This window comes from Streptomyces sp. NBC_00234, assembly GCF_036195325.1.
Lineage (GTDB): Bacteria > Actinomycetota > Actinomycetes > Streptomycetales > Streptomycetaceae > Streptomyces.
This window is the reverse complement of sequence record NZ_CP108101.1, coordinates 2,973,176-2,985,270: the sequence shown is the minus strand read 5'-3', so window position 1 is coordinate 2,985,270 and position 12,095 is coordinate 2,973,176. Positions and strand designations below refer to the sequence as shown.

13 protein-coding genes are annotated in these 12,095 nt (G+C 72.5%); 11 read left to right on the top strand and 2 right to left on the bottom strand.

Annotated elements, in window-relative coordinates; genetic code table 11:
• Positions 1–163 precede the first annotated feature (163 nt).
• The 3 genes from OG230_RS12960 (at position 164) to OG230_RS12950 (ending at position 2,408) form a co-directional block, all read left to right on the top strand.
• Entirely contained in the window at positions 164–493 is a 330-nt protein-coding gene (locus OG230_RS12960) for a DUF6412 domain-containing protein (protein WP_328911385.1), read from the top strand.
• Between the two features lie 149 nt (positions 494–642).
• Entirely contained in the window at positions 643–1,413 is a 771-nt protein-coding gene (locus OG230_RS12955; protein ID WP_328910343.1) for a YidC/Oxa1 family membrane protein insertase, read from the top strand.
• A gap of 137 nt (positions 1,414–1,550) precedes the next feature.
• Positions 1,551–2,408, top strand: coding sequence for a fumarylacetoacetate hydrolase family protein (locus tag OG230_RS12950; protein WP_328910342.1), 858 nt, complete (start codon positions 1,551–1,553; stop codon positions 2,406–2,408).
• A gap of 83 nt (positions 2,409–2,491) precedes the next feature.
• Here the strand turns inward: OG230_RS12950 and OG230_RS12945 are convergent, their stop codons facing one another.
• On the bottom strand, positions 2,492–2,971 hold the full coding sequence (locus OG230_RS12945) for a heme-degrading domain-containing protein (protein ID WP_328910341.1): 480 nt from the start codon (positions 2,969–2,971) through the stop codon (positions 2,492–2,494).
• Positions 2,968–4,077 (bottom strand): Gfo/Idh/MocA family oxidoreductase, encoded by a 1,110-nt coding sequence (locus OG230_RS12940; RefSeq protein WP_328910340.1) that lies wholly within the window; start codon positions 4,075–4,077, stop codon positions 2,968–2,970. Before OG230_RS12940 ends, OG230_RS12945 begins: the two co-directional genes overlap by 4 nt.
• A gap of 56 nt (positions 4,078–4,133) precedes the next feature.
• Between OG230_RS12940 and OG230_RS12935 the strand changes: the two genes are divergently transcribed.
• From OG230_RS12935 to OG230_RS12900, 8 genes are all read left to right on the top strand, one after another.
• Positions 4,134–5,279 carry an ROK family transcriptional regulator gene (locus tag OG230_RS12935; RefSeq protein WP_328910339.1) on the top strand — a complete coding sequence of 382 codons (1,146 nt, stop codon included), beginning with the start codon at positions 4,134–4,136 and terminating at the stop codon, positions 5,277–5,279.
• 184 nt (positions 5,280–5,463) lie between these two features.
• The gene (locus tag OG230_RS12930) at positions 5,464–6,465 is read left to right on the top strand and encodes a hypothetical protein (protein ID WP_328910338.1); all 1,002 of its coding nucleotides are present in this window, start codon (positions 5,464–5,466) and stop codon (positions 6,463–6,465) included.
• A 51-nt stretch (positions 6,466–6,516) separates the two neighbouring features.
• Positions 6,517–7,281, top strand: coding sequence for a GntR family transcriptional regulator (locus tag OG230_RS12925; protein WP_328911384.1), 765 nt, complete (start codon positions 6,517–6,519; stop codon positions 7,279–7,281).
• A gap of 152 nt (positions 7,282–7,433) precedes the next feature.
• Positions 7,434–8,558, top strand: a complete 1,125-nt coding sequence (locus tag OG230_RS12920) for a TIGR03364 family FAD-dependent oxidoreductase (protein ID WP_328910337.1) — start codon at positions 7,434–7,436, stop codon at positions 8,556–8,558.
• The gene (locus tag OG230_RS12915; protein ID WP_328910336.1) at positions 8,555–9,262 is read left to right on the top strand and encodes a phosphonatase-like hydrolase; all 708 of its coding nucleotides are present in this window, start codon (positions 8,555–8,557) and stop codon (positions 9,260–9,262) included. Before OG230_RS12920 ends, OG230_RS12915 begins: the two co-directional genes overlap by 4 nt.
• The gene (locus tag OG230_RS12910) at positions 9,259–10,389 is read left to right on the top strand and encodes an ABC transporter ATP-binding protein (RefSeq protein ID WP_328910335.1); all 1,131 of its coding nucleotides are present in this window, start codon (positions 9,259–9,261) and stop codon (positions 10,387–10,389) included. Before OG230_RS12915 ends, OG230_RS12910 begins: the two co-directional genes overlap by 4 nt.
• Entirely contained in the window at positions 10,382–11,278 is an 897-nt protein-coding gene (locus tag OG230_RS12905; RefSeq protein ID WP_328910334.1) for a 2-aminoethylphosphonate ABC transporter permease subunit, read from the top strand. Before OG230_RS12910 ends, OG230_RS12905 begins: the two co-directional genes overlap by 8 nt.
• The gene (locus OG230_RS12900; RefSeq protein ID WP_328910333.1) at positions 11,265–12,062 is read left to right on the top strand and encodes an ABC transporter permease; all 798 of its coding nucleotides are present in this window, start codon (positions 11,265–11,267) and stop codon (positions 12,060–12,062) included. The genes OG230_RS12905 and OG230_RS12900 overlap by 14 nt, the downstream gene beginning before the upstream one ends.
• Positions 12,063–12,095 lie beyond the last annotated feature (33 nt).

The following is a 12,095-nucleotide window of genomic DNA, read 5'->3' as shown; positions in this document are numbered from 1 at the left end:
TCCGCATTCCGGCCGGTACAGGACTGCCTTCCCGGCCGCGGCCCACCCTCGCGCGGGCGTCCTCGCCCGGCCGGGGCATCGTGTATAACGGCTGGAGGGGCGAACGCGTGTGCGCGCGTCCCGCCGGACCGTGACTGTGGTGACTGTGGTGAAGGAGGGGCTGATGGGCGACGCGAACCGTCTCCGTGGCACCTTCGCACGGCTGCTGCGACCGGTCGGACTGGTGGTGCTCTTCCTCACCGAGGTCCTCCTCGCCGAAGGCGGCAGTCTCTCCGCCGCGGTCGCGCTCGCCGCCACCGCCGCAGCCGGCTCCGCCCTTCTCGCCTCCGCCGTGATCAGCGCGCGCTGCGCCGTCCCCGTGCCCCGCACCCGGGTCCGCACCGCCATCCGCGACCGGGAGAAACGCACCGCGTTCCTGCCCCAGCGCGATCCCGACGCCCGGGGCCGCACCAGGCCCCGAGCACCCGGCCGTGCCCTCCTGACGGCCGCGTAGGGGCTTCGCCGCACCAGGAATTCGCTCAAGAATCCGCGCAGGAAGCCGCACCGGGACGTCGCATCGCGCGACGCCGTGCACCCCACGTGGGCCGTCATGCCGAGTCCGTACGTACTCCCGGCACGACGAGACCCCCGGAGGGCTCATCCATGTCCGCTTTCATGTCCGCCTTCGCGAGCCTGGTCGGCTCGCTCGCCGACCTCCTCCAGCCGTTCTTCCAGACGGCTTCCACCGCCGCCGCGATCGTCCTGTTCACCGCCCTCGTGCGGCTCGCCGTGCACCCCCTGTCCCGGGCCGCGGCCCGCGGGCAGAAGGCCCGGACCAAGCTCCAGCCGCAGATCGCGGAGCTGCGCAAGAAGCACGGCAAGAACCCCGAGCGGATGCAGAAGGCGCTGATGGAGCTGCACGCCAAGGAGAAGGTCTCCCCGCTCTCCGGATGCCTGCCGAGCCTGCTCCAGATGCCCGCCTTCTTCCTGCTCTACCACCTGTTCTCCAGTGCGCGGATCGGCGGCGAGCCCAACGAGCTCCTCAGTCACCGGCTCTTCGAGGCCCCGCTCGGCGACCGCTGGCGCGACGCGCTCGCCGAGGGCGGCCTCTTCGGTGCGCAGGGACTGGTCTACCTCGGGCTCTTCGTGATCGTGGCGGCCGTCGCCACCTTCAACTACGGGCGTACGAAGCGACAGATGGCCGCCAACCCCGTGACCCCCGCCACGGGCCCCGACGGGCAGCCGGTTCCCGGCATGGGGGCGATGACCAAGCTCATGCCGCTGATGTCCTTCATGACGCTCTTCACCGTGGCCTTCGTGCCGCTCGCCGCCGCGCTCTACGTGGTGACCAGCACCACCTGGACCGCGATCGAGCGGGCGTACCTGTACCGCGACATGCCGGTCCCGGGCAGCGCCATGGCCACTGCGGCGTAGTCGGGCACGGCATGTACTCCGGTCCAGTGTGTGAACAGGGTCTTGCGGGGTGATCGGATGTCTTGGAGGATCGGCCAAGCCCATTCGATGGCCGCAACCACCGACGGGCTCGATCTCGACCAAGGGGAGATGGACCGTTGAAGCTGCTTCGAGTCGGTACGGCGGGCGCGGAACGCCCTGCGCTGCTTGACCAGGACGGAACCCTGCGCGACCTGTCGGGCCTCGTCGGCGACATCGACGGCGGGCTGCTCGCCGACGCGCAGGCCCTCGCCCGGATCCGGGCCGCGGCCGGTTCGGGCGAGCTGCCCGTGCTCGACGCGGACGGGCTCCGGGTGGGGCCGCCGCTCGCCCGCATCGGCAAGATCGTGTGCATCGGGCTGAACTACCACGACCACGCCACGGAGACCGGCGCGGCGATCCCGCCGGAGCCGATCCTGTTCTTCAAGGCGCCGGACACCGTCGTCGGACCGGAGGACACGGTGCTGGTGCCGCGGGGCTCCCGCAAGACCGACTGGGAGGTCGAGCTCGCGGTCGTCATCGGGCGGACGGCCCGCTACCTGGAGTCGGCCGAGGAGGGCCTCGCGCACGTCGCGGGCTACGCCACGGCGCACGACGTCTCCGAGCGCGAGTTCCAGATCGAGCGCGGCGGCACCTGGGACAAGGGCAAGAACTGCGAGACGTTCAACCCGCTGGGCCCCTGGCTGGTGACCGCGGACGAGGTGCCCGACCCGCAGGCGCTGCCGATGCGGCTCTGGGTCAACGGCGAGCTGAAGCAGGACGGCACCACCGCCGACCAGATCTTCCCGGTGGGTGAGGTCGTCCGCTATCTGAGCCACTTCATGACGCTGTACCCGGGCGATGTCATCAACACCGGCACGCCGGCCGGGGTCGCCATGGGGCAGCCCGAGCCCAAGCCGTATCTGCGGGCGGGCGACGTCGTCGAGCTGGAGGTCGAGGGGCTCGGGCGTCAGCGGCAGGAGCTCAAGGACGCCTGACGGCTCCCGGAGGGACCTGAAAGATCGGAGGGGTGGGGCGCTGCACACGTGCAGCGCCCCACCCCTCCGCCGTGCTGCGGGAGTCAGCCGCCGAGCTTCGTGGCGAACTGCTCCAGTGCCTCGACGACCAGTGCGTGGTCCTCGGCCTGCGGCAGACCCGAGACCGTGACCGAGCCGATCACGCCCGCGCCCTCGACCGCGATCGGGAACGAGCCGCCGTGCGCGGCGTAGACGTCCGGGTCCAGGCGCGAGGACTCCTCGAACGTGGTGCCCTTGGCCCGGAAGCGGGTGCCGACCAGGTAGGAGCTCTCCGCGTACCGCTCGACGACCCGGCGCTTGCGGTCGATCCAGGCGTCGTTGTCCGCGGTCGAACCGGGCAGCGCCGCGTGGAACAGCTGCTGGGCGCCGCGCCGGATGTCGATCGCGACCGGGGCGTGCCGGGCGCGCGCCAGCGAGACGAGCAGGCCGCCGAGGGCGTAGGCGTCGTCGTAGCCGAAGTGGGGCAGCGTCAGGCTGCGCTCCTGGGCGATGAGCTCGGAGATGGTCGGAGCGGTGGGGTTCATGCGGACTGCTCCTCGGGGTGGGGGAGAAGGGTCACGGACGTGCCCTCGCGTGCGGAGCGGCGGGCGGCCTCCAGGACGTCCAGGGCCGCGGCGGCCTGGAGGGCGGTCACCGGGTTCTCGCCGGTGCCGCGCAGGGCGGCGGCCACTCCGGCGTAGTACGCGGGGTAGTCGCCCGGGAGCGAGCGGACCGGGATGCCGCCGCCGGTGAGCGGCGACTCGCCGGAACCGAGCCGGCCCCACAGCTCCTGCGTTTCCTCGCCCCAGGGCTCGCCCGCGGAGGGGCGCAGCCCCTCGCGCAGCGCGGCCTCCTGCGGGTCCAGGCCGTACTTCACGTACCCGGCCGTGGAGCCCAGCACCCGGAAGCGCGGGCCGAGCTGGGCCGTGGTGGCGCTGACGTACAGGTGCGAGCGCACCCCGTTCGCATGCGTGATCGCGAGGAAGGTGTCGTCGTCGGCGGAAGCACCCGGACGGCGTACGTCGCTCTCGGCGTACACCTGCACGGCCGGGCCGAACAGGGTGAGCGCCTGGTCGACGACATGGCTGCCCAGGTCGTACAGCAGTCCGCCGATCTCCTGAGGGTCGCCGGACTCGCGCCAGCCGCCCTTGGGCTGCGGACGCCACCGCTCGAACCGGGACTCGAAGCGCTGTACGTCGCCGAGCTCGCCGTCGGCGATCAATCGGGCGAGGGTGAGGAAGTCGTTGTCCCAGCGGCGGTTCTGGAAGACCGAGAGCAGCAGTCCGCGCCGGTCGGCGAGCGCGGCGAGCTCCCGCGCCTCGGCGGCCGTTCCGGCGATCGGCTTGTCCACGACCACCGGCAGACCGGCTTCGAGCGCGGCCGTCGCGAGTGCGACATGGGTCTTGTTCGGGGAGGCGATCACGAGCAGGTCGAGCTCGTCCGCACGGGACCAGAGCTCGTCCGGCGAGGAGGCGAGCCGTACGTCCGGGAACTCGGCGCGGGCCTGCGCCCGCCGCTCCTCGTTCGACGTGACGACCGTGTCGAGGACGAGCCCCTCGGTCGAGGCGATCAGCGGGGCGTGGAAGACGGAGCCGGCCAGGCCGTATCCGACGAGTGCGACCCGGAGCGGGGCATTGGGGTTCCCAGTCATGCCTGCCACTTAAGCAACGCTGTTGCCAAAGTGCAAGCGGTGGGGACAATGGGGTCGTGAACAGAAGCAATACCAGGAGCGGCACCGGAGCCAACCTCCCGACACTGCGCCACCACAACGCCGCACTCGTGCTGGATCTGCTGCGCGTGGCGGGCGGGCGCGGGATCAGCAGGCTGGAGCTGGCCGAGCGGACGGGGCTCACCCCGCAGGCCGTCAGCAAGATCACCACCCGGCTGCGGGCGGAGGGGCTGGCGGCCGAGGCGGGCCACCGCGCGTCCACCGGCGGCAAGCCGCGCACGGTGCTGCGGCTGGTCCCGGACGCGGGGTACGCGGTGGGGCTCCACCTGGACCGCGACGAACTGACGGCCGTCCTGGTCGACCTGGCCGGCACACCGGTCGCCGCCCGGACGTCCCCGCTGGACCTCGGGGCCCCGGCGGACGAGGTGATCGCCGAGGCGGCGCAGGCGGCGGACGCGGTACGCGGGACGGGCGCGGCGCCGAAGCCGGTGTTCGGGCTGGGCGTCGCCATGCCGGGACCGCTGGACCACCGCGGCGGGGTGCTGCACCGGGTCACGGGGTTCCCGCAGTGGGACGGCTACCCGCTGCGGGACGCCCTGTCCGCGCGGACGGGGCTGCCCGTGGTCGTCGACAAGGACACCAACGCGGCGGCCCTCGGCCTGGCCCTGCGGGAGCCGGACGGGGGCGACTTCGCGTATCTGCATCTGGGCACCGGGCTCGGCGCGGGGCTCGTGCTCGGCGGGGAACTGCACCGGGGGGCCCGCACGGGGGCGGGGGAGTTCGGCCACCAGACGCTTCAGCTGGACGGTCCGCCGTGCGGCTGCGGGGGCCGCGGCTGCATCGAGGCGCTCTGCCTGGCCGCGGTCGCACGCGGCGACCTCGCGGAGGCGGTGCGGGTGCTGGGGGCGGGCGCGGCGAATCTGGTGGGCCTGCTCGACATCGACCGGGTGGTCCTGGGCGGGCGCATCGTCGCCGCGGACGAGGAGGCGTACGTACGAGGGGTGCGGGCCGTGATCGAGGAGCGGGCCCAACGGGACGGCACGGGCGCCCCGGCCCCGGTCACGGTCGCCGGCGGAGGCGACCGCCCGGTCGCGGAGGGCGCGGCGCAACTGGTCCTGGCGCCCCTGTTCGGCCGGGTGGGAGCTGCGGTGCCCCCGCCCGAGGCCCTGACCTCGACCGCCTGAGGGACGGGCGGGCGTTCGAGGGACGGAGCGGCGCCCGCGCTGGGCCGCACGAGCGGCGCCGTGGCTCCGTACGGGCGAACCCATCCGCATGTCGGCGTCGTTCGCCCGCGCGCGCGTGGCAGCGTCGCCGGTCACAGCCGTGGCCCCCGCCCGGTCGTTCGCGAGCAGCAAAGGGTGATCCCCGATGCCCAAACCCATCGCACGTGTGCGCGACGGCCGCGCCCTCATCACTCTCGGAACCCTCGGACCGGCGGCCGGTATCGCCGCAGCGGCCGTTCTCCTCGTCGGAGCCGCCCCCGAGGGCGCCGCCGCGGTCTCCGTCAGCGCCGGCCGCCAGCCCGGCTGCGGCGACCCGAACGCCGACGAGTTCCCCATCGAGACCCGGATCCACGGCGGCCCGGACACGTACGCCTCCGGCGGCGGCTACGGGACCTGGTTCCTCGACCTGACCAACACCACGTCCGAGCCGTGCCGCGCCGTCCACCCGGTCCTGGTGCTGACCGACCAGGACCGGAAGCTGGCCTCCGACCAGATCAGGCTGGAGTTCTCCGAGCGGACGAAGCGCCCCGACCCCGTCACCCGGCACCGGGTCACCTGGGAGACCACGGACCGGGACGAGCAGATCGGGGTCTTCGGCGGAGACGGGAAGGGCGAGGGCTTCCCCGGCTTCACCGTGCCGGCCGGGCGTACCGTCACCGTCCAGGTCCGGATGGCGTTCACCTCCGACACCGAACCGGGCAAGGTCACCGCGAGCGCCGCCGTCGTCCAACGGCACAAGGGCCGCGGCGGCGACGACGGGGACTGGGTCGGGGAGTCCGACGGCTATCCCTTCGTCATCGTCGAGGGCGGCGGGGGAGACACCGACGTCGGCGGCGAGCCCGAATCCGCGGACACCGGAGGCATCCGCGGCAAGGAGCGCCTGCCCGAGGCCGACCCGGAGACCGAGGCCGAGCCCGAGGCCGAGCGCGAGGCCGAGGCCGACGGCGGCACCGGAGCGGGCGACGGCACCGGCACGAAGGAGCGCGGCGACACCCCCGGTCGCGACGCGGCGGGCAACCCGCTCCCCGAGCTCGCCCGCACCGGTCAGGACCCGCTGCTGCCGGCCGGATTAGCCTCCGGAGCGCTGGTCCTCGGCGGTGCGGCCGTCGTGGCCCGCGCGGGACGGGCCCGGCGCGGCCAGGGCTGAGCCCGGTCCGCCCGTACCGTCGCGTTCATGTCCGTCTGCCACCATCGGGCCGTGGACTATCCGAACGACCAGGCACCTGGCGCACCGATCCGTTCCGGCATTCCGGAGCACGGCCGTATCCCCAAGTACTACGCCGTCAAAGCTCATGTATCGCTCCTGATCGACGAGTTGGGAGAGGGCGGTTCGCTGCCCACCGAGCGCGATCTCGCCCTGCGCTACGAGGTGTCGCGCGAGACCGTGCGCCAGGCACTGCGCGAACTGCTGCTGGAGGGGCGCCTGCGCCGCCAGGGCCGCGGCACCGTGGTGGCCGGGCCCAAGCTGGAGCAGCCGCTCTCCCTGGCCAGTTACACCGAGGGCGTCCGCCGCCAGGGCCGTAGGCCCGGCCGTACGCTCATCGGCCTCGACCGCTTCCCCTGCCCCGAGGCGCTGTCCGCCGAGACGGGGGTCACCCGCGGCGAGCCGGTCTGGCACCTGGAACGCGTCCTGCTGGCCGACGACGAGCGGGTCGGCCTGGAGAGCACGTACGTCTCCGTCGCGCGTGTCCCGCACCTGGACACGGAGTTCGACCCCGACTCCTCCTTCTACGCCTATCTCCACGAGCGCCTGGGCATCTCCTTCGGCGACGGTGACGAGCGCATCGAGACGGTGCTCGCCACCCCGCGCGAGGCGCTGCTGATCGGCACTCCGCCCGCGCTCCCGATGCTGCTGATCCACCGGGTCTCGCGGGACACGTCAGGTCTGCCGCTGGAGCGGGTGCGGACACTCTTCCGTGGTGACCGGTTCTCCTTCACGACGCATCTGGGCAACCAACGCTGAGCCGCCGAGGCCGAATCGAGCCTCGGCGACCGGTAAACGACGCATATTGATAACGACGACGTAACGGGTCTAGGCCAACCTTGGGTGCTCGTTCACCCTCCCGTTGCCGTACCGATTCGTTCGGGCCACCCGCCCCGAGGAGCGTTGCCGTCGTGAGAGTCATCGTCGTAGGAGCCGGCGTGGTGGGAACCATGCACGCCTGGCACGCAGTGAACCGCGGCCACGAGGTCGTACAGATCGAGCGAGAGAGCGAGGCGCGCGGAGCATCCCTTCGCAACTTCGGACAGATATGGGTCAGTGGCCGGGCGGGCGGCGAGGAGCTCGACACCGCCCTGCGCGCCCGTGAGCTGTGGGAGGGCATCGGCGCACAGGTCCCCGGCCTGGGCTTCCGCCCCTGCGGATCGCTCACCCCGCTCCGTACCGCACTGGAGATCGCCGTCGCCGAGGCGGCCGTCGCCCGCCCCGACGCCGCGGCGCGCGGCTACAAGCTGCTCACCGCCAGGGAGGCACGAGCCGTCAACCCGGCCCTGCGCGGAGCGTTCGAGGCGGCGCTGTGGTGCGAGCGGGACGCGGCCGTCGAGCCGCGCACCGCCCAACTGGCGCTGAAGGAAGCACTGCTGGTGTCCGGCAGATACACCTACCTCGGTGGCCGTGAGGTCCGCGAGGTGATCGGCGACAGTGCGGTCCGCGACGACCACGGCGACGTGCACACCGGCGACGCGGTCGTCCTGTGCACCGGTGCCTGGCTCGGCGGTCTCGTACGCGAACTGGCCGGCCCCGACCTGCCCGTGCGCCGTGTCCGCCTCCAGATGATGCAGACCGACCCGCTGGGCGAGGCGCTCACCACGTCCGTCGCCGACGCCGACAGCTTCCGCTACTACCCGGCCTACGCGGGCGGGGCCCTGGACGCTCTCAACGCCGGCCAGGCCCAGCAGCCGACCGCCGCCGAGCACCGGATGCAACTGCTCATGGTGCAACGCCGCGACGGCGGGCTGACCATCGGCGACACGCACGAGTACGAACACCCCTTCGCCTTCGACACCGTCGAGGAGCCGTACGAGCACCTCACCCGGGTCGTCGAGTCCTTCCTCGGCCGCCCGCTGCCGAGGATCCGCCACCGCTGGGCCGGGGTCTACGCCCAGTGCACCGACACGAGCCGGGTCGTCCACCGCCAGCAGGTACGCGGCGGCACCTGGCTCGTCACCGGACCGGGCGGGCGCGGGATGACCTGCTCGCCCGCCATCGCCGAAACGACCGCCGACGAACTGGGCTGGTGAACACAGTGACCGAGAAGCGCACCCACGACCTGATCGTGCTCGACATGGCGGGGACGACCGTCGCCGACGGCGGACTGGTCGAGCAGGCGTTCGCCGCCGCCGCCAAGCGGCTGGGCGTCGAGCCCGGCTCCGCCGAGCACGCCGAGAAGCTGGCCCATGTCCGCGCCACCATGGGCGAGTCCAAGATCTCCGTCTTCCGGCACCTCTTCGGGGACGAGGACAGGGCCCAGCAGGCCAACACCGCCTTCGAGGAGGCGTACGGGGACCTCGTCGACGGCGGCCTCGTCGCCCCGGTCCCCGGTGCCCGGGAGGCCATCGAGGAACTGAAGGCGGCCGGCCGCACGGTGGTCCTGTCCACCGGCTTCGCCCGCCCCACCCAGGACGCCATCCTCGGCGCCCTCGGCTGGCAGGACCTCGCCGCCCTCACCCTCTGCCCGGCCGACGCGGGCGGCCGTGGCCGCCCCTACCCGGACATGGTCCTCGCCGCGTTCCTGCGCACCGGCGCCGTGGACGGCGTCCGGGACGTCGTGGTCGCGGGCGACACCTCGTACGACATGCTCAGCGGCGTACGCTCCGGGGCCGGCATCGTCGCGGGCGTCCTGACCGGCGCCCACGACAAGGAGCGGCTGGAGCTTCACGGCGCCACCCACGTCCTCGGGTCGGTCGCCGAGCTGCCCGACCTGATCGCGAGGGCCGAGGCATGACGGGCGGCGGCGGCGCCGTCCGCAGCGGCATCCGGTTCGACCAGGTCACCGTCGCGTACGGGAAGAACGTCGTCCTCGACCGGCTCGACCTGACCGTCGAACCCGGCGAGGTCATGGCGCTGCTCGGACCCTCCGGCTCAGGGAAGACCACCGCGCTGCGCGCCGTCGCCGGATTCGTCCGGCCCGCCTCCGGGCGGGTCCTGCTCGGCGACCGCGACGTCACCGGGCTGCCCCCGTACCGGCGGGGCATCGGCATGGTCGTCCAGCAGTACGCCCTGTTCCCGCACATGCGGGTCCGGGAGAACGTCGCCTTCGGACTCAAGGCCCACAAGGTCCCCAAGTCCGAGATACCCGGACGGGTCACCGAAGCACTCGAACTCGTCGGCATGGGCGGCTACGCCCGGCGTTACCCCCGCGAGCTCTCCGGCGGTCAGCAGCAGCGCGTCGCCATCGCCCGCGCCCTCGCCATCCGGCCCGGCGTCCTGCTGCTCGACGAACCCCTCTCCGCGCTCGACGCCCAGCTCCGCTCCGGAATGCTCGCCGAACTGGCGCGCCTGCACCGCGAACTGCCGGACGTCTCCATCCTGTACGTCACCCACGACCAGGTCGAGGCGCTGACCCTCGCCGACCGGATCGCCGTCATGGACAAGGCGCGGCTGCAGGACTGCGGCACCCCGCAGGACCTGTACCGCCGTCCCCGTACGGAATTCACCGCCTCCTTCGTGGGCAACGCCAATCTCCTTCCCGTCACGGTCGGTTCGGGATCCGTCGCCTTCGCCGGACAGGAGCTGCGGCTCTCCACCGGCGAGGCGGCCGAGGGCAGCACGGCGACCCTGTGCGTACGCCCCCACCTCGTCGGTCTCGGCGAGGGTCCCAACGCCCTCACCGGAACGATCGCCGAGGTCCAGTGGCGGGGCTCCACCCACCGGCTCTACGTGGACGTCGACGGCCACCGCCTCAAGGCGGATGTGCGGGAGCTGCGCGAGACGCCCGTGCTGGGGGACCGGGTCACGCTGCACTTCGCGCCCGAGGACGCGGTGCTGCTGCCCGCGGTGGGCGCCTCCCAGGGCGCCGGAGCCATGGAGGAGTTCGCGGGCGCGACCGTGTCCGGAGGAGCCCGTGGCTAGCGCCGTGACCGGAGACCTCCGCCGGGGTCCGTCCGGCAGCCGGTCCGCCCTCGACCGGCGGACGGGCCGGAAGGCCCCGGCCTGGGTCTGGGCCCTGCCGCCCGTCGCCGTCCTCACCCTCGTCTTCCTCTACCCGCTGGCGCTCGTCGTCCAGCAGTCCGTCACACCCGACGAGGGCGGCACCTCACTCGCCCCGTACGCGGACGTCTTCGCCTCCGAGTCCTTCCGCTCCGCGCTGACGACCACCGTGTGGCTCGCCGTCGGATCGACGGTGGGCTGTCTCGTGCTCGGCTTCGTCCTGGCCCTGATCATCGCGTTCGTGCCGTTCCCGGGCGGGAAGGCCGTCGCCAGGTTCATCGACGTCTTCCTCTCCTTCCCGTCGTTCCTGATCACGCTGGCCCTGCTGTTCATCTACGGCACGGTCGGCATGGCCAACGGCATCTGGACCGACGCCACCGGCGCGGCCGACGGGCCCTTCCACTTCCTCACCACCCCGTGGGGCGTACTCCTCGCCGAGATCACGTACTTCACCCCGTTCGTGATGCGGCCCCTGCTCGCCGCCTTCTCCCAGCTCGACACCGCGCAGCTGGAGGTGGCCTCCTCGCTGGGCGCCCGCCCCGCCCGGATCGTGCGGAAGGTGATCATCCCCGAGGCCCTTCCCGCGCTCGCGGCGGGCGGCAGTCTGGTCCTCGTCATGTGCCTCAACGAATTCGGCATCGTGCTGTTCACCGGGGCGAAAGGGGTCACGACCCTGCCGATGCTCGTCTACGGCAAGGCCATCCTCGAATCCGACTACCCGGCCGCCTGCGTCGTCGCCGTCGTCAACATCGCGATCTCGGTCGGTCTCTACAGCCTCTATCGGATGGTGAGCCGCCGTGTTGGTGCATAGCCGAGCCGCCACGTGGGCCGTCCGGGCCCTCTTCTTCCTCCTCTTCGTCCCCCTGTTCGCGGTGCCGCTGCTGGTGATCGTGGCCGCCTCGTTCGCCACGAACTGGTCCGGGGCCTTCCCCTCCGGGCCCACCGCCGAGCACTACGCAGCCGCCACCAGCGGTGATTCGCTCCAGGCCCTCACCACCAGCCTGGTCACCGCCGTCAGCGCCAGCCTGCTGGCCCTGACCGTCGGCTCCTGGGCCGCGATCGCCGCCGCCTCGCTGCGCAAGGGCGGAAAGAGGTTCCTGGACGCGCTGTTCATGCTGCCGGTCGCCGTGCCCTCGGTCGTCGTCGGCCTCGCGGTGCTCGTCGCGTTCAGCCAGCCGCCGATGCTCCTCAACGGGACGCGCTGGATCGTGATCCTCGCGCACACCGTTCTTGTCACGGCGTTTGCCTATCAGTCGGTTTCGGCCGCGACAGTACGTCTCGACCCGATGTACGAGCAGGCGGCGGCCAGCCTCGGCGCCCGCCCCTCGTACGTCCTGTGGCGGATCAGACTGCCGCTCCTGCTGCCTTCGCTGACAGCGGCGGCCGGTCTCTGCTTCGCCCTGTCCATGGGCGAGCTGAGCGCCACGATGATGCTCTACCCGCCGGACTGGACACCGCTTCCGGTGCAGATCTTCGCGGCCACCGACCGTGGCTCGCTCTTCACCGGCGCCGCGGTGGCCGTGGTCCTGATGGGTTCGACGCTGCTCGTCCTGCTCGGCGTCTCCCGCATCCGGACCAGGGCCTCGTACCGCTGACCACCCCCGTACGCACTTCCAGGAGATACGACA

Excerpts from the sequence above, each read along its gene's own strand:
- OG230_RS12955 (WP_328910343.1), top strand. The coding sequence starts at position 643 with ATGTCCGCTTTCATGTCCGCCTTCGCGAGCCTGGTCGGCTCGCTCGCC.
- OG230_RS12945 (WP_328910341.1), bottom strand. The coding sequence starts at position 2,971 with ATGAACCCCACCGCTCCGACCATCTCCGAGCTCATCGCCCAGGAGCGC.
- OG230_RS12930 (WP_328910338.1), top strand. The coding sequence starts at position 5,464 with ATGCCCAAACCCATCGCACGTGTGCGCGACGGCCGCGCCCTCATCACT.
- OG230_RS12940 (WP_328910340.1), bottom strand. The coding sequence starts at position 4,077 with ATGACTGGGAACCCCAATGCCCCGCTCCGGGTCGCACTCGTCGGATAC.
- OG230_RS12910 (WP_328910335.1), top strand. The coding sequence starts at position 9,259 with ATGACGGGCGGCGGCGGCGCCGTCCGCAGCGGCATCCGGTTCGACCAG.
- OG230_RS12960 (WP_328911385.1), top strand. The coding sequence starts at position 164 with ATGGGCGACGCGAACCGTCTCCGTGGCACCTTCGCACGGCTGCTGCGA.